Origin of the sequence: Aerosticca soli, from assembly GCF_003967035.1 — a bacterium.
In the GTDB taxonomy this organism is placed as follows: Bacteria; Pseudomonadota; Gammaproteobacteria; order Xanthomonadales; family Rhodanobacteraceae; genus Aerosticca; species Aerosticca soli.
The window spans coordinates 1,655,847-1,680,705 of sequence record NZ_AP018560.1 but is presented as its reverse complement, the minus strand read 5'-3'; the positions used below and the strand labels follow the sequence as shown (position 1 = coordinate 1,680,705).

Annotated in this window: 26 protein-coding genes and 1 pseudogene; 19 read left to right on the top strand and 8 right to left on the bottom strand. The window is 64.3% G+C overall.

What is annotated here, in order from left to right:
• Nucleotides 1–33 precede the first annotated feature (33 nt).
• From ALSL_RS07930 to ALSL_RS07915, 4 genes and pseudogenes are all read left to right on the top strand, one after another.
• Nucleotides 34–414, top strand: a pseudogene (locus ALSL_RS07930) (GNAT family N-acetyltransferase); the annotation flags it as partial.
• 204 nt (nucleotides 415–618) lie between these two features.
• Nucleotides 619–1,221 carry a glutathione S-transferase family protein gene (locus ALSL_RS07925; RefSeq protein WP_126540139.1) on the top strand — a complete coding sequence of 201 codons (603 nt, stop codon included), beginning with the start codon at nucleotides 619–621 and terminating at the stop codon, nucleotides 1,219–1,221.
• Nucleotides 1,222–1,236: 15 nt separating this feature from the next.
• On the top strand, nucleotides 1,237–3,519 hold the full coding sequence (locus ALSL_RS07920; protein WP_126538062.1) for a thiamine pyrophosphate-dependent enzyme: 2,283 nt from the start codon (nucleotides 1,237–1,239) through the stop codon (nucleotides 3,517–3,519).
• Nucleotides 3,520–3,584: 65 nt separating this feature from the next.
• Nucleotides 3,585–4,139 carry an NADPH-dependent FMN reductase gene (locus ALSL_RS07915; protein ID WP_126538060.1) on the top strand — a complete coding sequence of 185 codons (555 nt, stop codon included), beginning with the start codon at nucleotides 3,585–3,587 and terminating at the stop codon, nucleotides 4,137–4,139.
• Between the two features lie 132 nt (nucleotides 4,140–4,271).
• On the opposite strand, the gene ALSL_RS07910 is transcribed toward ALSL_RS07915, so the two are convergent.
• A complete protein-coding gene (locus tag ALSL_RS07910; RefSeq protein ID WP_126538058.1) occupies nucleotides 4,272–5,051 on the bottom strand; it encodes a hypothetical protein in 780 nt (259 codons plus the stop codon).
• An 88-nt stretch (nucleotides 5,052–5,139) separates the two neighbouring features.
• Complete coding sequence (locus ALSL_RS07905; protein ID WP_126538056.1) at nucleotides 5,140–5,436, bottom strand: hypothetical protein; 297 nt, start codon at nucleotides 5,434–5,436, stop codon at nucleotides 5,140–5,142.
• Nucleotides 5,437–5,779: 343 nt separating this feature from the next.
• Between ALSL_RS07905 and ALSL_RS07900 the strand changes: the two genes are divergently transcribed.
• Complete coding sequence (locus tag ALSL_RS07900; protein WP_126538054.1) at nucleotides 5,780–6,508, top strand: hypothetical protein; 729 nt, start codon at nucleotides 5,780–5,782, stop codon at nucleotides 6,506–6,508.
• Nucleotides 6,509–6,590: 82 nt separating this feature from the next.
• On the opposite strand, the gene tssA is transcribed toward ALSL_RS07900, so the two are convergent.
• On the bottom strand, nucleotides 6,591–7,631 hold the full coding sequence (gene tssA, locus ALSL_RS07895) for a type VI secretion system protein TssA (RefSeq protein ID WP_331457713.1): 1,041 nt from the start codon (nucleotides 7,629–7,631) through the stop codon (nucleotides 6,591–6,593).
• A 101-nt stretch (nucleotides 7,632–7,732) separates the two neighbouring features.
• Nucleotides 7,733–8,491: a class I SAM-dependent methyltransferase gene (locus ALSL_RS07890; protein WP_126538050.1), complete on the bottom strand. Its 759-nt coding sequence runs from the start codon at nucleotides 8,489–8,491 to the stop codon at nucleotides 7,733–7,735.
• A 189-nt stretch (nucleotides 8,492–8,680) separates the two neighbouring features.
• Here ALSL_RS07890 and fabD point away from each other — a divergent pair, with 189 nt between their 5' ends.
• From fabD to ALSL_RS07840, 10 genes are all read left to right on the top strand, one after another.
• Nucleotides 8,681–9,631 carry an ACP S-malonyltransferase gene (fabD, locus tag ALSL_RS07885; RefSeq protein ID WP_126538048.1) on the top strand — a complete coding sequence of 317 codons (951 nt, stop codon included), beginning with the start codon at nucleotides 8,681–8,683 and terminating at the stop codon, nucleotides 9,629–9,631.
• A gap of 33 nt (nucleotides 9,632–9,664) precedes the next feature.
• Nucleotides 9,665–10,408, top strand: a complete 744-nt coding sequence (gene fabG, locus ALSL_RS07880) for a 3-oxoacyl-ACP reductase FabG (RefSeq protein WP_126538046.1) — start codon at nucleotides 9,665–9,667, stop codon at nucleotides 10,406–10,408.
• Between the two features lie 237 nt (nucleotides 10,409–10,645).
• Nucleotides 10,646–10,885: an acyl carrier protein gene (acpP, locus tag ALSL_RS07875; RefSeq protein ID WP_126538044.1), complete on the top strand. Its 240-nt coding sequence runs from the start codon at nucleotides 10,646–10,648 to the stop codon at nucleotides 10,883–10,885.
• A gap of 191 nt (nucleotides 10,886–11,076) precedes the next feature.
• Nucleotides 11,077–12,315 (top strand): beta-ketoacyl-ACP synthase II, encoded by a 1,239-nt coding sequence (gene fabF / locus ALSL_RS07870; protein ID WP_126538042.1) that lies wholly within the window; start codon nucleotides 11,077–11,079, stop codon nucleotides 12,313–12,315.
• Nucleotides 12,316–12,325: 10 nt separating this feature from the next.
• Nucleotides 12,326–13,666 (top strand): aminodeoxychorismate synthase component I, encoded by a 1,341-nt coding sequence (locus tag ALSL_RS07865; RefSeq protein ID WP_126540137.1) that lies wholly within the window; start codon nucleotides 12,326–12,328, stop codon nucleotides 13,664–13,666.
• 1 nt (nucleotide 13,667) lies between these two features.
• Nucleotides 13,668–14,495 carry an aminodeoxychorismate lyase gene (gene pabC / locus ALSL_RS07860; protein ID WP_126538039.1) on the top strand — a complete coding sequence of 276 codons (828 nt, stop codon included), beginning with the start codon at nucleotides 13,668–13,670 and terminating at the stop codon, nucleotides 14,493–14,495.
• Nucleotides 14,492–15,526 (top strand): endolytic transglycosylase MltG, encoded by a 1,035-nt coding sequence (mltG, locus tag ALSL_RS07855; RefSeq protein ID WP_126538038.1) that lies wholly within the window; start codon nucleotides 14,492–14,494, stop codon nucleotides 15,524–15,526. Before pabC ends, mltG begins: the two co-directional genes overlap by 4 nt.
• Nucleotides 15,523–16,161: a dTMP kinase gene (gene tmk / locus ALSL_RS07850; RefSeq protein ID WP_126538036.1), complete on the top strand. Its 639-nt coding sequence runs from the start codon at nucleotides 15,523–15,525 to the stop codon at nucleotides 16,159–16,161. Before mltG ends, tmk begins: the two co-directional genes overlap by 4 nt.
• Nucleotides 16,158–17,093: a DNA polymerase III subunit delta' gene (gene holB, locus ALSL_RS07845; protein WP_126538034.1), complete on the top strand. Its 936-nt coding sequence runs from the start codon at nucleotides 16,158–16,160 to the stop codon at nucleotides 17,091–17,093. The genes tmk and holB overlap by 4 nt, the downstream gene beginning before the upstream one ends.
• Before the next feature lie 42 nt (nucleotides 17,094–17,135).
• Nucleotides 17,136–17,666, top strand: coding sequence for a GNAT family N-acetyltransferase (locus ALSL_RS07840; protein ID WP_126538032.1), 531 nt, complete (start codon nucleotides 17,136–17,138; stop codon nucleotides 17,664–17,666).
• A gap of 167 nt (nucleotides 17,667–17,833) precedes the next feature.
• On the opposite strand, the gene ALSL_RS07835 is transcribed toward ALSL_RS07840, so the two are convergent.
• A complete protein-coding gene (locus ALSL_RS07835) occupies nucleotides 17,834–18,619 on the bottom strand; it encodes a MipA/OmpV family protein (RefSeq protein WP_126538030.1) in 786 nt (261 codons plus the stop codon).
• A 118-nt stretch (nucleotides 18,620–18,737) separates the two neighbouring features.
• On the opposite strand from ALSL_RS07835, the gene ALSL_RS07830 reads away from it, so the two are divergent.
• The 4 genes from ALSL_RS07830 to ALSL_RS07815 are packed head-to-tail and all read left to right on the top strand — an operon-like array spanning nucleotide 18,738 to nucleotide 22,889.
• Nucleotides 18,738–19,424 carry an MtnX-like HAD-IB family phosphatase gene (locus ALSL_RS07830; protein ID WP_126538028.1) on the top strand — a complete coding sequence of 229 codons (687 nt, stop codon included), beginning with the start codon at nucleotides 18,738–18,740 and terminating at the stop codon, nucleotides 19,422–19,424.
• Between the two features lie 59 nt (nucleotides 19,425–19,483).
• Nucleotides 19,484–20,887 carry an aspartate aminotransferase family protein gene (locus ALSL_RS07825; RefSeq protein WP_126538026.1) on the top strand — a complete coding sequence of 468 codons (1,404 nt, stop codon included), beginning with the start codon at nucleotides 19,484–19,486 and terminating at the stop codon, nucleotides 20,885–20,887.
• Between the two features lie 2 nt (nucleotides 20,888–20,889).
• The gene (locus ALSL_RS07820) at nucleotides 20,890–22,011 is read left to right on the top strand and encodes a GNAT family N-acetyltransferase (RefSeq protein WP_126538024.1); all 1,122 of its coding nucleotides are present in this window, start codon (nucleotides 20,890–20,892) and stop codon (nucleotides 22,009–22,011) included.
• The gene (locus tag ALSL_RS07815) at nucleotides 22,008–22,889 is read left to right on the top strand and encodes a hypothetical protein (protein ID WP_126538022.1); all 882 of its coding nucleotides are present in this window, start codon (nucleotides 22,008–22,010) and stop codon (nucleotides 22,887–22,889) included. The genes ALSL_RS07820 and ALSL_RS07815 overlap by 4 nt, the downstream gene beginning before the upstream one ends.
• 8 nt (nucleotides 22,890–22,897) lie before the next feature.
• Here ALSL_RS07815 and ALSL_RS07810 read toward each other — a convergent pair whose 3' ends face one another.
• From ALSL_RS07810 to ALSL_RS07800, 3 genes are read right to left on the bottom strand one after another with little or no spacing between them, the layout of a single operon-like run.
• Nucleotides 22,898–24,112 carry a DegT/DnrJ/EryC1/StrS family aminotransferase gene (locus ALSL_RS07810; RefSeq protein ID WP_126538020.1) on the bottom strand — a complete coding sequence of 405 codons (1,215 nt, stop codon included), beginning with the start codon at nucleotides 24,110–24,112 and terminating at the stop codon, nucleotides 22,898–22,900.
• Complete coding sequence (locus tag ALSL_RS07805) at nucleotides 24,113–24,499, bottom strand: DMT family transporter (protein WP_126538018.1); 387 nt, start codon at nucleotides 24,497–24,499, stop codon at nucleotides 24,113–24,115.
• Nucleotides 24,496–24,855: an EamA family transporter gene (locus tag ALSL_RS07800; RefSeq protein ID WP_126538016.1), complete on the bottom strand. Its 360-nt coding sequence runs from the start codon at nucleotides 24,853–24,855 to the stop codon at nucleotides 24,496–24,498. The genes ALSL_RS07805 and ALSL_RS07800 overlap by 4 nt, the downstream gene beginning before the upstream one ends.
• Between the last annotated feature and the right edge of the window lie 4 nt (nucleotides 24,856–24,859).

Genomic DNA, 24,859 nt, shown 5'->3' with positions numbered 1-24,859 from the left:
ACCGGCGATACGAGACACACGGGATTTTCTGCCATGGCGATCGCCGACATCCGGATCGAAACCGAGCGCCTGCTGCTGCGCCTGCCTCGCGCCGAGGATTTCGATCGCTACGCCGCGCTGCATGAGGATGCCGAGGCCACCCGTTACATCGGCGGCTGTCTGCCGCGTGCCGCTGCCTGGCGCAAGTTCCTGCAAATGCCGGGCGCATGGATGGTGCAGGGCTACGGCATGTTTTCGGTGGTGGAAAAAAGCAGCGGCGCGTGGATCGGCCAGCTCGGCCCGTGGCGGCCGGAGGGCTGGCCAGGCAATGAAATCGGCTGGGTGTTCATGCGCGAAGCCTGGGGGCGCGGTTACGCCACCGAGGCGGGCAGGGCGGCGATCGACTGGGCCTTCGCGACGTTGGGCTGGGACGAGGTGATCCATTCCATCCATCCCGACAATGCGCCATCGCAAGCCCTGGCGCGCCGGCTCGGCTCGCATCTGCGCGGGCCGTGCCGATTGCCGCCGCCCTACGCGGACGCGCCGAGCCAATGCTGGGCGCAGACGCGCGAAGAGTGGCCCGCCCGTCAACCTCCGGCGTGTTGGCCAACACGCTATATCCGCCAAAACAGCGATGCCATGCCCACCGTGTATGGCCTGCGTGCTTCGGGCAATTGCTACAAGGTCCAGTGGCTCCTCGGCATGCTGAACCGCCCTTGCCGCTGGATCGACACGGACAGCACGACCGGCGCCACCCGCACGCCCGAATTCCTCGCGCTCAACCCGAACGGCAAGGTGCCCTTGCTGGTGCTTGCCGATGGCCGGCGCCTGGCCGAATCCAACGCGATCCTCTGCTATCTCGCCGAGAGCACGCCCTATCTGCCGGCGGATGCATGGCAGCGTGCCCGCACGCTGCAATGGCTTTTCTTCGAGCAGTACAGCCACGAGCCGTACATCGCCGTGGCCCGCTTCATCCGCCGCTGGCTTCCGGCCGACCATGCCCGCCAAGCCGAAGTGCCGGCTTTGATTGAGCGCGGCGGCCGCGCGCTCGACGTGATGGAACAGCATCTCGCCGCCGAGGCGTTCTTCAGCGGCGGCGCGTTCGGCGTTGCCGACATCGCCTTGTTCGCCTATACGCACTGCGCCGCCGAGGGCGGCTTCGAGCTTTCCCGCTGGCCGCGCATCGGCGCCTGGCTGGAGCGCGTGCGCGCCCAGCCAGGCTTCGTGCCGATGTCGGCCTGAACTTGCGAGTACACCATGTCCATTCCCCAGACCATTCCCGCCCGCCACAAGGGCTTCAACCGCGCCGAGATCGTCGACCGCAACTTCATCGAGTTCGTGGAGACGTGGCAGGGCGAGGCACATGCGCCGCCGCGCGATGACGAGCCTGTGCTGCCCGGCAGCGCGCTCGATGCGCGCGGCTTCCGCGAGCTGTTCGAATCGCAGCTGATCTCGCGGCATCTGGACCTGATGGCGCGCGTGCTGCGCGTGCAGAACAAGGTGTTCTACACCATCGGATCTTCCGGGCACGAAGGCAATGCGATGCTGGCGCGGCTGACGCGGTACACCGATCCGGCCTTCCTGCACTACCGCTCGGGCGCGTTCATGGCCGAGCGCTTCCGCAAGCTGCCCGGCATGGACCCGGTGATGGATTCGGCGCTGTCCTTCGCCGCGAGCAAGGAAGACCCGGCCTCCGGCGGCCGTCACAAGGTGTGGGGATCGAAGCCGCTGTGGGTATTGCCGCAGACCTCCACCATCGCCTCGCACCTGCCCAAGGCGCTGGGCACCGCGATTGCCATCGAACAGGCCCAGCGCATCGGCCATACCTTGCCGATACCCGATGACTCGATCGTGCTCTGCTCTTTCGGTGACGCCTCGGCCAACCACGCCACTGCGCAGACGGCCTTCAATGCGGCGGCCTGGACGGCCTACCAGAAGCTGCCCGCACCGGTGCTGTTCGTGTGCGAGGACAACGGCATCGGCATCTCGGTGAAGACACCGGCGGGCTGGATCGCGGCCAATTTCGCCCATCGCCGCGATCTGGATTATTTCCACGCCGACGGGCTGGATCTCGCCGTCGGCTACGGGGAGGTGCAGCGCGCGGTCGAGCATTGCCGCGCCACGCGTCGACCGACCTTTCTGCACCTGGCCACCACCCGCCTCATGGGCCATGCCGGTACCGACTTCGAGATCGAATGGCGCAGCATCGAGGAACTGGTGGCGCTGGAGGCGAGCGATCCTCTGCTGCGTTCGGCGGCGATCGCGCTTCAGTCCGGGCTTTACACCAAGGCGTCCCTGCTCGAACTTTATGAATCGATCCGCAAGCGCTGCTTCGCCGCCGCCGAGGAGGCCGATCGCCGCCCCAAACTCACCACGCTGGATGAGGTGATGGCGCCGCTTGCGCCGTATACGCCCGCGGCGGTGCAGGCCGAGGCCGGTCGCGACGATTACCGTGAGGCCAGGCTCAAGGTCTTCGGTGGTGAAGACAAGCTGCCCGAGCATCAGCCGCCCAGACATCTGGCCATCCAGATCAACCAGGCGCTGCACGATCTTCTGGCCAAGTATCCCGAGGCGCTGCTGTTCGGCGAGGACGTGGCGCAGAAGGGCGGCGTCTATACGGTGACCAAGGGCCTGTACAAGACTTTCAAGGGCAACCGCGTATTCAACACGCTGCTGGACGAGACCATGATCCTGGGCCTGGCGCAGGGTTACGCCAACATGGGCCTGCTGCCGATCCCGGAGATCCAGTACCTGGCGTATTTCCACAACGCCTGCGACCAGATCCGCGGCGAGGCGGCTTCGCTGCAGTTCTTCTCCAACGGCCAGTACCGCAACCCGCTGGTGATGCGCATCGCCGGTCTGGGCTATCAGCGCGGTTTCGGCGGACATTTCCACAACGACAACTCGATCGCGGCATTGCGCGACATTCCCGGTCTCGTCGTCGGCTGCCCGAGCCGGGGCGATGACGCGGTGACCATGCTGCGCACACTGATGGCGCTGGCCAAGGTGGACGGTCGCGTGTGCGCCTTCCTCGAACCCATCGCGCTGTACATGACCAAGGACCTGTACGAAGCCGGCGACGGCGCATGGCAGTTCGCCTATCCGCCGACCTGCGAGGCGATGCCGCTCGGCGAGGGGCGCGTCTACGACGAAACGGCCGACGATCTGGTGGTGTTCACCTTCGGCAACGGCGTGCCGATGGCGCTGCGCGCCGCGCGGACCATCCAGGCCGAACTGCAGTGGAAGGTGCGTGTCGTCGATCTGCGCTGGCTGGTGCCGCTCAACGATGGCTTCATCGCCGCGCAGGCGAAGACGGCCAAACGCATCCTGGTGCTGGACGAGGGCCGCAAGAGCGCGGGTGTCGGCGAGGGCATCATCACCGCCATCGTCGAGGCAGGCTGCGGCGCGACGCCGCTGGTGCGCGTGGTCGGCGCCGATACCTACACGCCGCTCGCCGGCGCGGCGTTCCTGGTGCTGCCCGGCGAAGCCGACGTCGTCGCCGCGGCGCGCGGCCTGGCCGCAAGGTCCGCTTGCATTTAGTCACAAAAATTTAGCTGCCGGCCCGACAAGATGGGTTTTTAGTCTCTTCGCGATGAGGGCAAGCCATGCGCGGATACAAGGTGGCGGTGCTGGTCGGCAGTCTGCGCAAGGAATCGATCAATCGCAGGCTGGCGCGCGCGGTCGAGCGGCTGGCGCCGGCCGACCTGGTGTTCGAGCACGTGCGCATCGATGACCTGCCGCTCTACAACCAGGACTTCGATGCCGATTATCCGGCTGCGTGCAAACGCCTCAAGCAGCAGATCGAAGCCGCCGACGCGCTGTTGTTCGTCACGCCCGAATACAACCGCTCGATGCCCGGCGTGCTCAAGAACGCGCTCGACATCGGCTCGCGGCCATGGGGCACCAACTCCTTCGCCGGCAAACCTGGAGCAGTGATTGGTGCTTCGATCGGCGCCACCGGCAGCGCGCTCGCGCAACAGCATCTGCGCAACGTCCTCGCCTATCTCGATGTTCCGCTGCTGACCCAGCCGGAGGTGTTCATCAAGTTCAGCGAAGGATTGCTCGATGCAGAGGGAAATATCGGCAACGAAGACACGCGCAAGTTCGTGCAAGGCTTCGTCGACCGCTATGTTGCCTGGCTTCAGCGACTGCTGAGCTAATCCATGGAGCGTAAAATCATTCCTTCGCGCGCTCAAACGCTCGAGATGGTATTTTATTTGTCTTTTGCCTTCGGGACGGGCGCGGCTGGCGGTGTGGGTGAGCCCGCCGGCGATCGGGGCGGTGCCGATGAGTCAATATATTCGTCGTGCCAATAATACGTCAAACGTTTTCTTGCTCGATCTGGATGTCCAGTTGCCTATAAACGAATCGCCTTCGCGCATAAGATTAAAGGTGGCCGATGGATTATCACTTGTTGAGGTTTTAGCAAAAGCAGACTCAAACTCATTAATTTTAAAATAATTATTTTTCATATAACCTTCGACCGGTATATTTATTTTTTTGTTGGTATAAAAATATGTTCCAGCATATTTATTTGTTCCATTTTCTTGTAGCTGCATATCAATCCACAATGAGTGGCCGATGACACCGCCGAGCGTTAATTGCGAATCGTCTAGCCCGCAATTAGACATGCAAAGCAGAGATGCGGCGTTGGGTTCTTGGCTTTGAGGGAAGAAATAGATGGCTGCCTGACTGGATGATCCACCATAAACAGGAATAGTAACCACTAATCCCTTCGCGGAAGCACTTTTTATGGAGTTTGTCTTAGGTATGGTCACTTCGTCTTCTTTGGTCTCATCTCCACAAAGTGCGAGGGCGGCATCAAATGGATCTTTTGAATCGTCGAGTGCCAGATTGCCTCTGCAATCTTTGCCAATCCAATGGATGACGCTTGGGTTTATATTTTCATTCGGTGAAGATATGTTTCTAGATAATGAAATGTAGCGTTCGGCAAATATTTTATTATTGGAGTAATTGAATACAATCACAGACCAATTCCTTGACGAAGTTGTGTTTTCTGATTCGAGGATAAATTTATTTTTGCTTTTGAAGAGGGTGTACGAATTAAACATGGTCTGTTCCGTGGGATGCTTGAATATTTTTGCATCGATTTCATTTATTAGATATCCATTATTGTCCAATTGGATTTCGCATGCATGATCAACGCACGTCTTCAATCCCGGTAACTCGTGCGAGTATATTGATGTCAGCAAAAGCAACGTATTCAAGATTGTAAGTGGCATGACGGATATCAATCAATGTCCATATAGGTGGTGTGGTGTCCTGAAAAGTATTCCCGTCAAAATTAAAGCAAAAAATTCCATCCTTTTCGCTTCGATATACAAATATTGATCCTTCAATACATATTTTGTCTTCGTTTGGATTGTAATTGATTTTTCCAAAATCAGCAGCTCCTTCGCTTTTATTGGCGTATCCAGAATAAAAATCTATTGGCATTGGATAAACAACGCCACTCGTGGCGTCAATTATTACGACAGATTGCTGAAAATATTCTGCCCTCTCTATTATTGGTAGTAATATTGTAATGTCTATTGAAATTTGGTTTTTATATCTACGCCCACATCAACGGCATCGAGGCGGCGGTGACAATGTCCTGCCAGGGAGCCCAGGGCGGGTCCGCAAGCGTATCGATGGCTACAACGGCCGCGCCGCCCCGCCCTTCGCCGCCGGCGAGGGCAGCGACGCCTGGGCATCCAGCTTGCCTGAGATGACTGTGCCGTCAGCAAAAAAGATTTTGTAGCCCTGTCCGGCGAAAGGCTGATTATCCGGGTCGCCGAGCTTGCTCGATGCGGACGCGCCGCCCCAACGCACCGCGAATGCGCAACAGCGCACTCTGGCGGAAGCGGGCGCTGAAAAGCCACGTCCGGCACGCGCACGCGTGCGCTGGATCACGTTCGCCGGCCTGTTTGCCCTGCTGTCCGCCGCTGCGCTGTTAGCCTGGTTGCGGCAGCCTTCCGATCGGCCCGAAAGCGCTACGCGGGCTGTCTCTGCGCCCCCCACGACGCTTGCGGTCGCCGAGCCGCCGCAGGAGCCGGAAGCCGATGGCGGGGCCAAGCCCGACGGCACGGCGGCCATCATGCCTGCGACCGATGAAGCCGCCGCTGCCGCAAGCACGCCTGCGCCGCCGCCGAATGCCGATGCGCAGGCGTTGAGCGCGATTTTCAATCCCATGGAATCGCGTACGGAACAGGCTTCCCCCTCTGCGAAGCAGGCGGCGCAAAAAACGTCCCCGAATGCACGGCATGCGGTGCTGCGCAAGATCCGTGGATCAGGCGATTCCGACGTGGCCCTGCTTGCAGCATTGCTCGAACACGTCGAGGAAACATCGCCTGCAGAACGCGCCGCGATCCGCAAGGCGGCCGATCGGCAGATTTCCGCCGATCCCGTCGAACGACGCATGCAGGCTTGTCCGCCAGCGAACACGGTGGCCGGGGTGCGCTGCCGTCAGCGCATCTGTGCCAAATACCAGGGCCAGACGCCGGCCTGCCCGACTGCGGCCGGCGATTGAACCGTCAGCTTCAAGAACTGATGGCAGCCCTGCGTTCGGCCCCGCTCGCTTTCGATTCGATCAACAGTCCGGGCCGGTTGCCTCAGCCCTGGTCCGACTGACTGTCCGGCACGTCGAGTAGATCCTCAAGCTGGGCGAGGGCTGGATTGTCCTTAAGCACCGTTTTCAGCCAGACGTGCAAGGGCATGTTGCCCCAGCGTGCCGCCTTGTCCGCCAGATAGGCGACGGGACTGTGCGGCTCGGTGCGACGGAAGAACTCGGCCACCTGACGCAGTTGCTGCAAGGCCTCGCGCCGCGACTGGATTTCGCCGTTGCTTGACCGTGGGGTCGCCGCTGCAGCGACCGGCGGCTCGGCGCCGCCAGTGGACGAAGGGAGCGGTGGTGGATTGGCAGCGACCGGCATGGCCACGCCGGAGGAGGCCGCCATGCGCAGCGCGATGCCGCTGACGTGCTCGAGCGCATCGCGTGTTGCGGCGAAACTCGGGCCATCCTGGCCGAGTTTTGCATCGACGATGGACTCGAGGTGCCTCAGCGCTTCTTGTGCCAGGGGGATTTGCTCCGTGAGCTGCTGGTAGAACTCGAAGGGTGTGGCGTTGCGCGCCGCATCGATCCGGCCCTGGTCCGGATAATCCCCTTGGCCGTCGCCGCCATGGCCGCGGATCGCCGCATCCACCGTCGCCGCGTCGTAGCGGCCCTGGGGCCCCTGGGTGAGCGGGATGGCGCGCATCCACTGGATGGACTGCGTCAACAGCCAGCGGAGATTGCCGATCCGAAGTTCCTGGTTCGGATCGTCTTCTTCGGGGATCGGATGAATCTGGTCCCAGTAACGTTCGCACAGCCCTGCCACCAGGCGATAGCCGTCGGCCAGGCCCGCAAAGCCATCGATGCGGGTCATGGCCTCCGCCAGCCACACCGCCAGACGCAGATCCTTGCTGCGCGTGCGCAGCAACTGTCCGCACTGGCGCGACACCGCGAACCAGTCGGCAGTTTTCAAGTCGGTGACCCACTCGCCCTGATCGAGGCTCGCATCATCGCTGCGACGGGCCTCGAGAATGGCATCGAACTCGAGGGAGAAGGACAAGTCCTCGCCGCAGGGCGAGTTCTCGGTGATGGGCTCGAGCAACGCGTCAATGTCCGTCATGGGCTTTCCCTCGCGACCAGCAAACTGTCGACCGTATGGTATGCGACGACGCGCGCTTTGGCTTCGTGTCTTGAAGAGAGTGTCTAGTGCACAGGCTTGCGGAAACGGAAGGCGAACTGGTCCGTATGGCCGCGGATCGAGTGGTCGAACACCGGGATGTCGTGCGGGTCGGCGCTGTTGCGCAGTACGTCGCTGGCACCGTCGAAGACGAAACCGGCCGCCTCCACCTGTTGCCTGACCACGGCCGGATCGATCCGGTGCAGGGTGTCGGTATCGCGCAGGCCGGTGCCCGCGGCCGCCGCGTGGTCGATGACGACGAACACTCCGCCGGGCTTGAGGGCCGCGTAGACCTGACGGTCGAAGGCGAGCAGGTCGACCTTGCCCATGAAGGCATCCGGATAATCGTGATAGTTCTGCGCGGTGAACACCACGTCCACGGGCTCGGGCACGCTGAGCGAGGCCGCCGGCTGGGTCAGCACGCTGACGTTGGCATAGTGGGGGTCGGCCGCCAGCGCGCGCGAGGCGGCCAGCCCTGCCGCATCGACGCGGGCGTACTCGTTGGGCCAGAGCGCGTAGACGTGGCCGCGCGGCCCGACCACGGCACTGAAAACCCGCGTGAAGTAACCATTGCCGGGGATGAGCTCCAGCACTTTGTCACCGGGCTTGACCCGGCTGAACATCATCAGTTCGCCGACATGGCGCCGGGCATCGTCGACGCGATCGGCACGGCGGGCGGGGTCGGCGATGGCCTTGGCGACGTAATCGGGCAGGGTCTGCGAATGGATGTCGTCCACGCTGGCCAGCGCGAGCACGGACCACGCGATGATGAAGGCGATACGCATGAAGGCAGTCCTTGAAGAGCGGCCGAGGCCGAGGATGCCACCAAAACTTGCCCCGCGTTGCGCAGGGCGGTTCTGTGCGGGCATCCGGCGCATGTTTTCGAGGGGGTGTTCCCTGAACGTCATGGAGGATGCGTGCCGGCGCTGATGCTGGCACCATCGCGGGTTTGGCGCCCGGTTTGTCTTGCACGCATGAATTCCACCGATTCCAAGCTCGCTTTCGTGTTTCCCGGCCAAGGCTCGCAATCCCTGGGCATGCTGGCTGAACTGTCCGAGTTCCATCCCGAGGTGAAGGCCACCTTCGACGAAGCCTCGGAGGGCGCCGACGTCGATCTGTGGGCGTTGTCGCAGGGCGGTCCGCAGGCCTTGCTCGACCGCACCGAATACACCCAGCCGGCGCTGCTCGCCGCCGACATCGCGGTCTGGCGCGTGTGGCTCAAGCGGGGCGGTCCGGTTCCCGCGCGGCTGGCCGGGCACAGCCTGGGCGAGTACGCGGCGCTGGTCGCGGCCGAAGTCATCGCCTTGCGCGATGCGGCGCATCTGGTGCGCATCCGCGGCCAGGCGATGCAGGCCGCCGCGCCGGAGGGCTCCGGTGCGATGGCCGCCGTGCTCGGCGCCGAGGATGCGCTGGTCGAGGCGGTCTGCGCGGAGGCCTCCGGCGTGCATGTGGTGGCCGCCGCCAATTACAACGCGCCGGGACAGGTGGTGATCGGCGGCCATGTCGAGGCGGTCGATGAGGCGCTTGCGCTGCTTGCCGAACGCGGCGTGCGCAAGGCGGTGAAGCTGCCGGTCAGCGTGCCTTCGCACACGCCGTTGATGCGCGAGGCCGCCAACCGGCTGGCCGAGGCGATGCAGGCCTATGCCTGGCATGCGCCGCGCATTCCGGTCGTACAGAACGTCGATGCCGCCGTGCATGCCGATCCCGATGCGATCCGCGCGGCGCTGGTCAGTCAGCTCTACCTGCCGGTGCGCTGGAGCGCCTGCGTGCGCGCGTTGGTCGAGGCCGGCGCCACCCGCATCGGCGAATGCGGCCCGGGCAAGGTCTTGACCGGCCTGGTCAAGCGCATCGACAAAACCATCGACGTGCGCCCGCTCGGCACGCCCGGCGAGCTGGACGCGGCACTCGCCGCCTGGCGTGCGTAAAACCTTTTCCCTACGGTCATGAGGACAATTGCGATGAACCAACCCCTCGCGGGCGAAATCGCGCTCGTCACCGGCGCCAGTCGCGGCATCGGGGCGGCGATCGCCGATGAACTGGCGGCGCAGGGCGCCCGGGTGATCGGTACCGCCACCAGCGACGCCGGCGCCGCGGCGATCACCCACCGGCTCGCCACCCATAGCGGCCAGGGGCGCGTGCTCGACGTCACCGACGGCGCGGCCGTCGACGCGCTGCTGGAATCCGTCGCCAGGGAGCTCGGGTCGGTGTCGATCCTGGTCAACAACGCCGGCATCACCCGCGACCAGCTGCTGTTGCGCATGAAGGACGAGGACTGGCAGGCGGTGATCGACACCAATCTCACCTCGGTCTACCGCACCAGCAAGGCGGTGCTGCGCGGCATGATGAAGGCGAGGAAGGGCCGCATCGTTTCGATCGCCTCGGTGATCGGCCTCACCGGCAACCCGGGCCAGGCCAATTACGCCGCGGCCAAGGCCGGCATCATCGCGTTTTCCAAGTCGCTGGCGCGCGAGGTGGGTTCGCGCGGCATCACCGTCAACGTGGTCGCGCCCGGCTTCATCGACACCGACATGACCCGGGCGCTCGGCGAGGCGCAGCGCGAGGCGCTGCTCGGCCAGATCGCGCTCGGCCGACTGGGCGAGGCCGCTGACGTGGCCCGCGCGGTGGCCTTTCTCGCCTCGCCGGCGGCCGCCTACATCACCGGCGAGACCCTGCACGTCAACGGCGGCATGTACATGCCCTGAGCCCGGTGCCGCCGGGCGAGCTGGATGCGAAGGAAGCGGGACGTGCATCCGCTTTTTTGCAGTGCGGGTCGCCAGGCGGCGCGTTTTCGGCGACAATAACTCTTTCGCGCCGGCCTTCCGGGGTTGGGCGTCATCACGGCGGAACGTGGCATCCCTTAAAGTCAGCCACTACAATCCGCCGACTTTTTTGCCGGACATGAGACCGGCGCACGTCATCGACTTGGGAGGTTTGGCAACATGAGCACCATCGAAGAGCGCGTCAAGAAGATCGTCGTCGAACAGCTCGGCGTGAAGGAAGAGGAAGTCACCCCGAATGCGTCGTTCGTCGACGACCTGGGCGCCGACTCGCTGGACACGGTGGAGCTGGTGATGGCCCTCGAAGAGGAATTCGAGACCGAGATTCCGGACGAGGACGCCGAAAAGATCACCACCGTGCAGCAGGCCGTCGATTACATCAAGGCCCACGCCAAGGAATGACCGCTGGCCCGCCGTGTCGCGGCGGGATTTCCCAACGGCACCTCTCGGAAGCTGCGCCGTCCAAGGGCGCAGTTTTCGTTTACGCGTACGGTAACGTCCGATCCCGTATGGTACGCGGCGCGGCAGGCGACGGCGAGCCGGCAGGTGGCTTCCGTCCGATTGCCGCACAAGCATTCTCGAAGGACAGCAGCATGAGCAAACGACGTGTGGTCGTGACCGGCATGGGCATCATTTCGCCGGTCGGCAATGACCTTTCCACTGCGTGGAAGAACATCCTCGATGGCGTCAGCGGCATCGGACCGGTGACCCATTTCGACACCACCGGCTACGCGACGCGCATCGCTGGCGAGGTCCGCGACTTCGATCCGACGCAGTGGATCGCGCCCAAGGAAGTCAAGAAGATGGACCCGTTCATCCACTACGGCATCGCCGCGGGGGTGCAGGCCATCCGCGATGCCGGGCTGGAAGTGCGACCTGACAACGCCGCGCGTATCGGCGTGGCCGTGGGGGCGGGCATCGGCGGCCTGAGCACTATCGAGGCCACCACCATCGAGATGCACGAGAAAGGGCCCAGGCGCGTGTCGCCGTTCTTTGTGCCGAGCTCGATCATCAACATGGTGTCGGGTCATCTGTCGATCATGTTCGGCATCAAGGGGCCGAACATCGCCTGCGTCACCGCCTGCGCCACGGCCACCCACAACCTGGGCCTGGCCATGCGCATGATCCAGTACGGCGATGCCGACGTGATGCTGGCCGGCGGCGCCGAATACGCCACCACCGGCGTGGCCATGGCCGGCTTCTGCTCGGCCAAGGCCATGTCCACCCGCAACGACGAGCCGACCCGCGCCAGCCGTCCGTGGGACAAGGACCGCGACGGTTTCGTGCTCTCCGACGGCGCCGGCGTGCTGGTGCTGGAAGAGTACGAGCACGCCCGCGCGCGCGGGGCGCGCATCTATGCCGAGCTGATCGGTTTCGGCATGAGCGGCGACGCCTATCACATCACCGCGCCCAGCGAGGGCGGCGAGGGCGCCGCGCGCTGCATGCAGGCGGCGCTGGACGATGCCGGCATCGCGCCGACCCAGGTGCAGTACATCAACGCGCACGGCACCTCCACGCCGCTCGGCGACCTCGGCGAGGTCCAGGCGGCCAAGAAAGTGTTCGGCGAGCATGCCTACAAGCTGGCGATGAGCTCGACCAAATCCACCACCGGACACCTGCTCGGCGCCGCCGGCGGGGTGGAGGCGATCTTCACCATCTTGGCCATGCGCGACCAGGTGCTGCCGCCGACGATCAATCTGGACGAGCCGGGCGAAGGCTGCGATCTCGATTTCGTGCCGAACATGGCGCGCGAGGCGCGGATCGAGATCGCGATCTCCAACTCCTTCGGCTTCGGTGGCACCAACGGCACGCTGGCGTTCCGCCGCCTCTGACGTGGATGCCATCGTCTGTCGGCGTCGACCGGGACGGCCCGATCTGCTCGCCGCGGCCGCGGCCCGGCCGGCGCGCTATCCCGCCCTGCTCCAGAGCGCGGCGCAGGGCACCGCGCAGGCGCGCTACGACCTCCTGTTCGGGTTTCCGCAGCAGCGGCTGTGTTTGACGGCCGATGGCGTTCTGTCCGATGACGGGACGCCAGTGCCCGGCGACGACTTTCTCGCTGCGCTCGATGCCGCCTGGCGCCGCGAACGCCGGCCGACTGCGGCCGACGGCTTGCCTTTCCACGGCGGCTGGGTACTGTTCCTGGCCTACGAGATGGCCGCACGTCTCGAACCCCGGCTGCAGCTGCCGCACGAGCCGGCCTTGCCGCTGGCGCTGGCCTTGCGCTGTCCGGTGGCGGCGATCGTCGATCATGCGCGCGATTGCACCTGGCTGGTCGCCGAGGCCGCTCATGCCGACCGGCTCGACGTGCTGGCCGCCGATCTCGCGTCGACGCCGGCGCCGATGTCACTACCGGCGCCGATGGAAATCGCGGAAGACGATTCGGCCGATTTTCTCGATGGCGTGGCGCGCATCCACGCCCATCTGCGTGCCGGCGACGTGTTCCAGGTCAATCTCTCGCGGCGTTGGCGCGCGACCTATGCCGCGGCGCCCGCGCCGGCGGCGCTCTATGCCGCGCTGCGTCGAGCCAACCCGGCGCCGTTCGCCGGGCTGTTGCAGCAGCCGGGCTGGGCGATCGTCAGTTCCTCGCCAGAGCGGCTGGTCGAGGTGCGCGATGGCGTGGCCCAGACCCGCCCGATCGCCGGCACCCGTCCGCGCCTGCCGGGCGAGGACGAGGCCGCGCGCATCGACGAACTCGTGGCGCATCCGAAGGAACGCGCCGAGCACGTGATGCTGATCGACCTGGAGCGCAACGACCTGGGCCGGGTGTGCGTGCCCGGTACGATACGCGTCGATGAATGCATGACGGTGGAGAGCTACGCGCACGTGCACCACATCGTCTCCAACGTGAGCGGCCGGCTGCGTGAGGGCATCACGCCGGGGCAGGCGATCGCGGCGACGTTTCCCGGCGGCACCATCACCGGCTGCCCGAAAGTGCGCTGCATGGAGATCATCGCCGCCCTGGAGCGGGCGCCGCGCGGCGCCTACACCGGTGCGCTGGGCTATCTCGACTTGAACGGCGACATGGACCTCAACATCCTGATCCGTACCTTCACCGCGATCGGCGAGGCGGTGAGCCTGCGTGCCGGTGCCGGTATCGTGGTGGATTCGGTCGCCGAGGCGGAGCTGGCGGAAACCCGGGCCAAGGCGCGCGGCCTGCTGCGCGCGCTGGGAGCGGATGCCTGACATGCCGACGCCGCCGCGGATCCGGGTGAATGGCTGCCGTGACGCCATGGTGGGCGCCACTGATCGCGGGCTGGCCTATGGCGATGGTCTGTTCGAGACGGTGCGCTTCGTCGGTGATGGCGCGCCTTTGTGGGGCCGTCACATGGCACGGTTGACTGCCGGTTGCGCGCGGCTGGGACTGCCCGCGCCCGACCCGGCGCGCCTGCTGAGCGAGGCGCGCGAGGTCGCCGCGGGCCTTCCTTCCGCCGTGGTGCGCATCACGCTCACCCGCGGCGAGGGCCCGCGCGGCTATGCGCCGCCGGCCGTCGTGCAGCCCACCCGCATCGTCGCCGCGTTCGCGCCGTCGGCGCCGTCCGTCCCGGCCGCGCGCGAGGGCATTCGCGTGCGCACGTGCGCCTTGCGTCTCGCCGCGCAGCCGCGGCTGGCCGGCCTCAAGCACCTGAACCGTCTGGAACAGGTGCTGGCCCGTGCCGAATGGGACGACCCGTCGATCGGCGAGGGTCTGCTGCTCGATGCCGGCGGCCACGTCGTATCGGCCACCATGGCCAATCTGTTTGCCGTGATCGACGGCGTGCTGGTCACGCCGCGGCTCGACCTTTGCGGCGTGGCCGGTGTGGCCCGCGCCGAGATCCTGGCGACGCGCGCGGTGGACGAACGGCCGCTGACCGTCGCCGAGCTCGCCACCGCCAGCGAAATCTTCCTGACCTCGGGTGTGCGCGGCATCGTGCCGGTGCGGGCCTGGGACGAGCAGTGCTTCGCCCCCGGTCCGGTCGCACGCGAACTGCAGCGCCATTGGCATGCCCTGGGCTTTCCGCCGGAGGAAGCATGAGCCGGATCCTGCCGCCTGCCGGCGTCCGTCGCACGATCATCACGCTCGTCTTGCTGGCGATGGCCGTCGCCCTCGCCTGGGGCTGGTACGGCTTCACCCGCTTCGCCGCCACGCCGCTTGCCGCCACCGGTCCCGGCCAGTCGATCGAGGTGCCGCGTGGCAGCAACCTGCGCGGCATCGTCGGCATGCTGCAGCGGCGCGGTTCCACTCGCGCACCGCTGGTCTACTGGCGATTGCTCGCTCTCGAACTGCACGCGGGCGGACGCCTGCTTGCCGGCGAATATGCGCTGCCCACCGGCATCACGCCGCGCCGGCTGCTGGAGGACATGGCCGCCGGGCGCGTGGTCCAGCATTTCTTCACCATCGTCGAGGGCTGGACCTTCCGCGAGCTGCGCGCCGCGCTCGATCGCGTCGAGGCCTTGCGGCACGACGGCACGGCGCTGGACGATGCCGGCATCATGCGGGCGATCGGCGCGCCCGGCCAGGCCCCGGAGGGACTTTTCCTGCCGGAAACCTATGCCTACCTCAAGGGCGACAGCGATCTTTCCCTGCTGCGGCGCGCCCATGCGGCGATGGAGCGGACGCTCGACCAACTGTGGCCGGGACGCGACCCTGGCTTGCCGCTGGCCACGCCCTACGAGGCGCTGATTCTCGCCTCGCTGGTCGAGAAGGAGACCGCCCGCGCCGACGAGCGCGCGCAGATCGCCGGCGTCTTCATCCGCCGACTGCAGCGACACATGCCCTTGCAGACCGATCCCAGCGTGATCTACGGCATGGGCGCAAGCTATGCCGGCAACATCCACAAGAGCGATCTCGTCACCGACACGCCCTACAACACCTACACCCGTGGCGGCCTGCCGCCGACGCCGATCGCCCTGCCGGGCAAGGCCTCGATCGTGGCGGCGCTGCATCCGGCGCCGGGCGATGCGCTGTACTTCGTCTCTCGCGGCGACGGCAGCCACGTGTTCTCCGCCACCCTGGCCGAGCACAATCGCCATGTCGCCTGTTACCAGCTGAAGCATTGCCCATGACCGTGCGCGGACGTTTCATTACCCTGGAAGGCGGCGAGGGCGCGGGCAAGAGCACCCTCATCGCCGGCCTGCGCGAACATCTCCTGCGCCACGGCATCACGCCGGTGCTCGCGCGCGAACCCGGCGGGACCGCGCTCGGCGAGGCGGTGCGTGCGATCGTGCTCGATCCGGCCCTGCGCGGCATGTGCGCGGAAAGCGAGCTGCTGCTGATGTTCGCCGCCCGCGCCCAGCTGGTGCGCGAATCGATCGGGCCTGCGCTCGCGGCGGGCCAGTGGGTGCTGTGTGATCGCTTCGTCGATGCCAGCTATGCCTACCAGGGCGGCGGTCGCGGGCAGCCATACGAGCGCATCGCCCAGCTGGAGGCATGGACCTGCAACGGTCTGGTGCCCGATCTCACCCTGTTGCTCGACTTGCCGGTCGCGGCCGGCAGGGTGCGCGCCGCAGGACGCGGCGCGAGCGACCGCATCGAGGGCGAAGCCGATGCCTTCTTCGAGCGGGTGCGGGCGGCCTACGCGGCGCGCGCGGCGGCCGAACCGGCGCGCTTCCGGCGGCTCGATGCCGGTCGACCGGCCGAGGAGGTGCTGGCGGCGGCGACCCGGGCACTCGAACCGCTGTTGCGCGAGGCCGGCCGATGAACCTGCCGCCCTGGCATGTCGAGGCCTGGCAACGGCTGCAGCAACGCCGCCGTCGCGAGAGCCTGCCGCATGCGCTGCTCTTGAGCGGTCCGGCGGGCCTGGGCAAGCGCGACTTCCTGCGTCGTTTCGTGCAGGGTCTGCTGTGCCAGCAAAGCGAAGACGGCGAGCCGTGCGGCGTCTGTCGCAGCTGTCGCCTGCTCGCGGCCGGCACCCATCCGGACGTGATCGCGGTGAGCCAGGGCCTGCGCAAGGACGGCACGCAGCGCAGCGAAATCGTGGTCGAGCAGATCCGCGAGCTGTGCGCGCGCCTGGCCATGGCCAGCCAGTTCGGCGGCTGGCAGGTGGCGCTGCTCGATCCGGCCGACGCGATGAATGCGGCCGCCGCCAATGCCTTGCTCAAGACACTGGAAGAACCCACGCCGCAGACCTTGATCGCGCTCGTCGCCGATGCGCCGTGGCGATTGCCGGCGACCATCCGCAGCCGCTGCCAGCGGATCGATTTTTCCTTGCCGCCGTCCGCGCAGGCGCTTGCCTGGCTGCAGGCCCAGGGCGTGCAGGCGGCCGCGCAGGCGCTTGCCGCCGCCGGTGGCAATCCAGGGCTGGCCTTGACCTGGGCGACGCAGGGGGCGCTCGAGCGTCGCGAGGCCGTGCGCGGCGATCTGGCCGCGCTCGCCGCCGGCAGGACGACGCCGCTGCCGGTGGCACGCCGCTGGCAGGAGGACGAGCCGGCCCAGCGGCTCTGGTTCGCCGCCCAGGCGGCCGCCGACGAAGCCCGCGCCCGGGCGGACGGAAGCCCGCCGCCGCTGGCCAGCCGGCTCGATGCGGAAACCCTGCAAGCGTGGTTCGACGAGGCCAACCGTGCCCGCGAGGCGCTGCGCGGTCCGCTGCGCGCCGATCTGGTGCTGTTCGACCTGCTCGGCCGCTGGCACTGACGACATCAGCCTTTCGCGTTTATTCGCCGTTATCATCAAGCGATGACAAACGGACCCTTGCATTTTCGACTCGCCGGCCCGGGCGACATCGATGCGATCGTCGCGCTGGTGCAATCGGCCTATCGCGGTGATTCCGGCCGCCGTGGCTGGACTACCGAATCGGACCTTCTGGACGGCCAGCGCACCGATGCGGACGAGGTGGCCTCGATCATCGCCCGGCCATCGGCCTGCATCATCCTTGCCGAGCGCGACGGGCGTCTGATCGCCAGCTGTCAGCTGGAGCAGCACGACGACAGCGCCTATTTCGGCATGTTTGCCGTCGATCCGCTCGTGCAGGGCGACGGTGTCGGCAGCCGCGTCCTGGCCGAGGCCGAGCGCCGGGCGCGCGAGGACTGGGGCTGCCGGCAGATCGGCATGACCGTGATCGTGCAGCGCGAGGAGCTCATCGCCTGGTACAGCCGCCGCGGCTATCGTCGCACCGGTGTGCTCAAGCCCTTTCCCTACGGGGACGAGCGCTTCGGCATTCCCCTGCGTGACGATCTGCGTTTCGAAGTGCTGGCCAAGGATCTTTAGTGGCTTGTCTGGGACGCGGGTACACGTCGCCCGAGCCGCGCTCCATGCGCCCTCGAGGGCTTGCGCCCTTGGATTCTTGTCGGAGCCCCCGTCCAGGCAGGCGGCGTTGACTCCATCCGCGCTTGCTCGAGTTCTGGCGACGCCCGTCGCCCTCGGCCTTCGTATGCTCAGAAGTGATAGAGAAAGGCGATCGAGGTGGTGACCTGGGTGCGGGCGCCAAAGCGCTGCACCAACGGGCTGTTGCCGGCCGGGCCGATCAGCCTGCCGTAATCGAGCGCGAGTGCGAAGCCGGTGTGGCGGCTGGTGGGCATGAAGGCATCGTATTCCAGCGACACTTGCTCGCCACCCGCGCCGGGTTGCCAGGCGCGCACGCCGAGCGCGGCCGCCTGTGCCGGGCGCAGGCCGAAGAAGCGACGCATCGCGGCGCCGTTCATGCCTTGCCACTGTGCTTCCAGCGAGTGTTGCCAGTAGCCGATGGAGGGTAGGTCGACATCGGCGTACAGCGCCGCATAGGCGCCGGCGCCCTGGGTGTCGTGGCTCACATGGCCGCCGAGGCTCGTGTGCTCGGTGAAGTGATATTCCAGATAGCCGCCGCCGTGGATGCGCGGGCCGAGCGGATCGACGATGCCTTTCAGGCGCGGCCCGAGCGCATGGCTGGTGCGGCCCCACTGATAGTTGCCGTAGAGCCCGCCGTGCCATGGCGTGTCGTGGATCAGGTCGAGCATGAGGCCATCGGTGCTGGACAGCTCGCCCCAGCCCGGCAACTCGATGTCGAAATAAGGCACCGCCTGGTTGCGGTGGTGATCCGCGCCGATCCAGGCCGGCATGCGTTCCATGCCGGCGCCAAGGGCGTAACTCGGTGCCGCGTCATCGGCAGCCCATGTGGCCGCGAACGGCACGCCGGCAAGCACGAGCCCCGCGAAGAGGCGCCGCAAATCCGTCAAATCGGTCATGTGGAATGATCATCAAGCTGAACCTTTTATCAGCGTAGCCGGTCTGCCTGCGGGACGGAAAGGCCGATGAAAGTGCGCCGCTCTAGCGTTTCATCACCTGATTTAGTGTAGGCCTCGCGTGAATTCCTGGACCATCCTGTGTGATTTCGACGGCACCATCGCCGTCGAGGACGTCATCGACTCGCTGCTCGATCGCTATGGCCGGCCTGGCTGGCGTGAACTCGAACGCGACTGGCGCGCCGGCCGCATCGGCTCGCGCGAATGCATGACCGGCCAGGTCGCACTGCTCGACATGAGCCGGGAAGAACTCGACCGGCATCTCTCGGGCCTGTGGATCGACCACGCCTTTCCGGCCTTCGCAGCCAAGGCACGCGAACTCGGCTTGCCGCTGCGCATCGTCAGCGACGGCTTGGATTACGCCATCGAGCGCATCCTCGCGCGCTATGACCTGGACGACCTGCCGCTCGCCGCCAATCACCTGCGACCGGCCACGGCGCCCCAGCGCTGGCAGTTGAGCTCGCCGTTCCAGGCCGCCGGTTGCCGCAGCGGCACCTGCAAGTGCGCCTGCGTCGAGCAGGCCCGTGCCGGTGGTGCGCGCACCTTGCTGATCGGCGATGGCGCCTCGGACTTCTGCGCCGCCGAGCGGGTGGATTTCGTGTTCGCCAAGCACCGCCTGATCGAGCATTGCCGCGCGAGCGGCATTCCGTACCGGCCGATCACCGGCTTCGAGGATGCGCTGGCGTTGCTGCCTGCGCTGCTCGAGGGCCGCCTGACGCTCGAGGACGCGACCGCCGTCGTGCCGTGATGCGGCCTTTGCCACGCGGCCGCTCTTTTCCTATCTCCCCACGGGATTCTTTGCCTGCCATGAACGTTTTCGACAAACGCGCCGACGAGGCGATTTCCGACGAACAGCTGCTCGCCGACGAGGCGCTGTACAGCTCCTACGGCGACACCGTGCACTACGTCGAGCCGCCGAAGATCTTCCGCCGCTGCGAAGGCAGCTACATGTTCGACGCGGCCGGCACGCCCTTCCTCGACCTGCAGATGTGGTATTCGGCGTGCAACTTCGGCTACGCCAACCCGCGTCTGGATGCCGCGCTCAAGCGGCAGATCGACACCCTGCCGCAGGTGGCCAGCCAGTATCTGCATCCGACCCGCGTGCAGCTCGCCAAGACCATCGCGCTCGATGCGCAGCGCAAGTTCGGCCTGAAGGGTCGCGTGCACTTCAACGTCGGCGGCGCGCAGGCGATCGAGGATTCGCTCAAGCTGGTGCGCAATGCCAAGAACGGCAAGAGCCTGATGTTCGCCTTCGAGGGCGGCTATCACGGCCGCACGCTGGGTGCCTCGTCGATCACCTCGAGTTACCGCTATCGCCGCCGCTTCGGTCACTTCGGCGAGCGCGCGATGTTCATCCCGTTCCCGTATCCGTTCCGCCGCCCCAAGGGTATGACGCCGGAGGAATACTCCGAGCATTGCGTGCGCCAGTTCGCGCGATTGTTCGAGACCGAATACAACGGCGTGTGGGATCCGAAGGTGAGCCAGGCCGAATACGCCGCGTTCTACGTCGAGCCGATCCAGGGCACCGGCGGCTACGTGGTGCCGCCGCCGAACTTCTTCCGCGAGTTGAAGAAGGTGATGGACCAGTACGGCATCCTGCTGGTGGTCGATGAAATCCAGATGGGTTTCTGGCGCACCGGCAAGCTGTGGTCGATCGAGCATTTCGGCGTGACGCCGGACGTGCTGGTGTTCGGCAAGGCGCTGACCAACGGACTCAACCCGCTCTCGGGCCTGTGGGCGCGCGAGGAACTGATCAATCCGCAGGTGTTCCCGCCCGGCTCGACCCATTCGACCTTCAACTCCAATCCGCTCGGCACCGCCGTGGGCCTGGAGGTGATGCGGCTCGGCGAGGAGATGAACTACGAGCAGACCGTGCCGGAGAAGGGCGCGCACTTTCTGGCCGGGCTCAAGGATCTGCAGCGCCGGCACAAGGAGATCGGCGACGTCGACGGCCTCGGGCTCGCGCTGCGCGCCGAGATCTGCACCGAGGACGGCTTCACTCCGAACAAGGCGCTGCTCGACCGCATGGTCGACATCGGCCTGGCCGGCGATTTGCGTCATGACGGCAAGCCGATCGGCCTCGTGCTCGACGTCGGTGGCTGGTACAAGAATGTGATCACGCTGGCGCCATCGCTCGACATCACCCACGAGGAAATCGACCTCGCCATCGCGTTGCTCGACCAGCTGCTGACCCGAGCCAAGCAGGGTTGATCATGCTTGCAAAGCGCTTTCCGGAGAGCGTCGGACCTTTCTTGCCTTCGGAAATTTCTCGCGTTGAGGCCACATACAGGGGGCAATTAGAACCTGCATCGCTGATCGAGCATTTTATCGCCTATCCACCTGAAGGTTTTTTTGCAGAACGCGCTGTGCAGGGGATGCCTGGCTTTATTATGGCGTTCGATTTGCTGACTACTGCGGATGACGCATTGCGACGAAAGGTGATGCACTGGCCGTTTTATCGCCGTTGGTCGGGATTGTTGCGCTGGCGTACCCGTTTTATTGGTAGCACAGTGAGTGAATACGCGCCACTGCCTTTTTTGGCGGACCCGATAAAGCTGGTAGATGAATTGCTTCAGACATATGGCAATGAATGTCCGTTGTTGATCGTCAAAGATTTACCGTGCGATTCACCGTTGCTGGATGCTTCCGACAATGCTTTTGCGCAGACCTTTGTCGCCACATGTAAAAGGCAGGGCTGGATCGACGTGGAAGGCCAAGCATTGGCTTACCTGTCGCTGGACTTCAATGATGTCCAGGCTTATCTCGCCAGGCTTTCCGCTTCGCGCCGCAAGGATTTGCGCCGCAAGTTGCGGGCGATAGACCGTCTCGAGGTGGACATCATACCGACCGGAGATGATCGTTTCCACAAGCCGGAGGTTCTGGCGGATTTTTATGCGCTTTATCGCAACGTGTATGCACAGAGCCAGGTGCATTTCGATTTATTGAGCATGGATTTCTTTCGCGCGCTGCTGCAGGATGCCAATAATCGTGGAATCGTTTTCGTCTACCGTCATCATGGTGAGATGATAGGCTGGAATCTGTGCTATGAATACAGCGGCAAACTGATCGACAAATATATCGGACTTGCCTATCCTGCGGCACGCGAAAATAATCTTTATTTCGTGAGCTGGATACGCAATATAGATTACGCCTTGTCTCGGGGCTTGCGTCATTATGTGGCCGGGTGGACCGACGCAACAGTCAAACGTGATCTCGGTGCGAGTTTCACCATGACACGACACTTGGTGCATGTACGTAGTTCGCTGTTGCGTGGTCTGTTGCGTCGTCTGGCGCCGAGTTTCGCTGGCGAGTCGGTTGCTGTCCAGCCGGCATGAACCAGCCTGTGGTGCTCGACCTCGATCATTCGGTCGGTCCATTGCCGCACCGGCTGGTGGTGCCCTTGGAACACTGGCAGGAATCCTTGCGATTCTGTTGCTCAGCAGCGACGTTGCGGAAATTTGCCCGGGTACTCGATGATGTACTTCCGCTGCAATATGGCACCGTGTTTCTCGGTAGCGGTGATTTTCATCATCTCAGTTTGCCGTTGATTGCGCGGAAGGCATCAACCCAGCCGTTTCAAGTGGTGGTGCTGGATAATCACCCTGATAACATGCGCTTCCCTTTCGGTGTGCATTGCGGATCCTGGGTGCGCTCCGTGACAGCCTTGGCGCAGATTGCTCATGTGCACGTGGTCGGTATTTGCTCGCAAGACGTCGGCTTGCGTCATGCATGGGAAAATTATCTTGCCCCATTATGCCAGGGGCGCTTGACCTATTGGTGTATCGGTGTCGACGTGCGTTGGGCGCATCGATTGGGAATGGCATCGGCTTTTCGGACTTTTGCCGACGCCGATACCCTGACCGATGCTTTCATCGATCACCAACGCCGTTTTGCGCGGCCGGCCTATCTTTCCATCGACAAGGATGTTTTCTCAATAGATGTGGCACATACCAACTGGGATCAGGGTGTTCTTCAGCCCAAGCATGCGCGTTCGTTGATCGGCGCTTTGGATGCCGGCCTGATCGGTAGCGATATCACCGGTGAAGTCTCTTCATACCGCTATCGGCGACGCTGGAAGCGCATACTGGCAGCGATCGATGCACAGCCACCAGTCGACGAATGCGCATTATCAGCTTGGCAGGCGCGGCAGTTCGAACTCGACCTCGAACTACTCGATGCGATGGCCGATCTTTACACGAATGCTTCGACCTGAAACACGGGTCAGGTGCGCAGTACACGATCGAGCGTGGCGCAGATGTGCTCGAAATCGGCATCTTCCAACCATGGGCTGTTGCTAATGGTTAGCGTCCGTGCGGCGAAATCCCGTGCTCTTGGCGTGGCTGTGCGTGGGATGCAGTCAGCGAGATAGTCGTAATCAGGTAATGCATGAACAAAGATTCGACTGACGCCCAAGCCCGATTGCCATAATTGTCCGAGCGCTGCGTCACGTTTGGCCTCATCCGGCATCAGCAGTAAGAAGTAGGGCCAACTTGCCGTGCTGCCTGGGCGCTCATCGAAGACCTGCAGTCCGTGGATGCGCCGTAGTCGCTCGATACGTTGCTGGGCGAGAAGACGGCGATGGGCAAGAAAATCCGGCCAACGCGCAGCCGCGCGCGCCCCAACTGCCTGTCGCCAGCGGCTGACGCTATGCAGCGGCACCTGCATGGGGAAATGATCGCCAATGGCGGCGATTGGATCGCCACGGCGTAATGAACGTCGAAGGGGCAAACCGTAGGCCAGAGTGAGCAACGATGGACGGTAACAGATGGCTAGGCCAAGCAATTGCATGCAACGCAGTAGTTCCATGCGCCAATTGCATGGCAGCATTTCAGTTGCTTCGTATGCCATGGCTTTGCGTATTGCATTGTCGCGCGCAATCAGGATGCCGCCTTCATAGGTCGACAGGCCCTTGCCTGCAGCTAGGCTAAAAAAGCCCGCATCACCCTGTAGGCCGACGCTTCGTCCGTCTTGCTCTGCGCCGAGGGCTTGAGCAGCATCCTCAATCACGAAGGCGCCAGCATTACGGGCTATGGAAAGCGCCGTTGTTACATCGGCGACAAGGCCCGCCAGATGCGTCGGTACTATGGCCAGGGTATCTTCTCGGCAGGCTGCGGCGAGGGCTTTTGGATCGAGGTCGAAATGTCCCGGTAGAAGGTCACACAAACGCAAGCTTAAGCCGAGCTGGCGCACTGCAATGGGTACCAGCGGACAGGTGTAGGCGGGGATGACGACCACATGGCGCGAGGGGGCTTTGCGATGCAACGCGCGCAACGCCACCATGAATGCAGCGGTGCCCGAACAGGTCAATAAGGGATCTGGAATGTCGAGTTGCTTGGCCAGGTAATCGGCGAGCGATGGCCTTGTGTCAAATGATAAGAGATCCTGCCAATGAAGAGGCAGCCCAGCAGTGGGCGGAATTTCCCGATGTAACAACATTCAGGGGGTGATCGCCACGTCGGGTGCGGACTCTGATAATGCCAGGCAGATGATGCCTGCAACGATGGCGGCCGCGCCGAGAACCACTCGCATGGTCAGTGGTTCATGAAAAAACCATACCGATAGCAGGGCGACGCTCACCACTTCCAGGTGAGAGGCAGCAAATGCCGGACCTATTGGTGCCTGCTTGAGTAGATTCATCCAGGTTGTAAAGGCCCCCAGATAGCCAATGATCGCGCCAGCCACCCATGGCGACGTGAGTACGCGTTGGAGCCAGGCTCTATCCAAGGTCGCTGGCAATGCGTGATCGCCGGCCAGCTTGAAGGAGAACTGCGCCAAGGTATCGAACGCCATCAGTAACAAAAAACCTGGTATATGACGTTTCATGCCGAACTGCCCACGAGCAGTACGCCCAAGCTCACCAATAAAATGCCGGTCACGCGCATGGGTGTGAGTCGTTCACCGAAAAATAAACGCCCAGCCAGCATGACGATTACGATATTGATCGAGCCGAGCAGTACTCCCTCGGATAACGGTAGTAAGGACAGAAAAGCGATCCAGGCAAAGAACTCAGCTATATAGCAAGTGATGCCGAGCCACAGCCATGGGCGTTTCAGCATGTATTGCCAGTGCGCGATACCGGTACTTTGGGCCGGTGTATTGGCGGCCGCCTTGAAGGCGAGTTGACCACAAGTATCGAGGGTGGCATTGGCCATCCATAGTCCGAGCGCGAGCGGCTGCATTGAG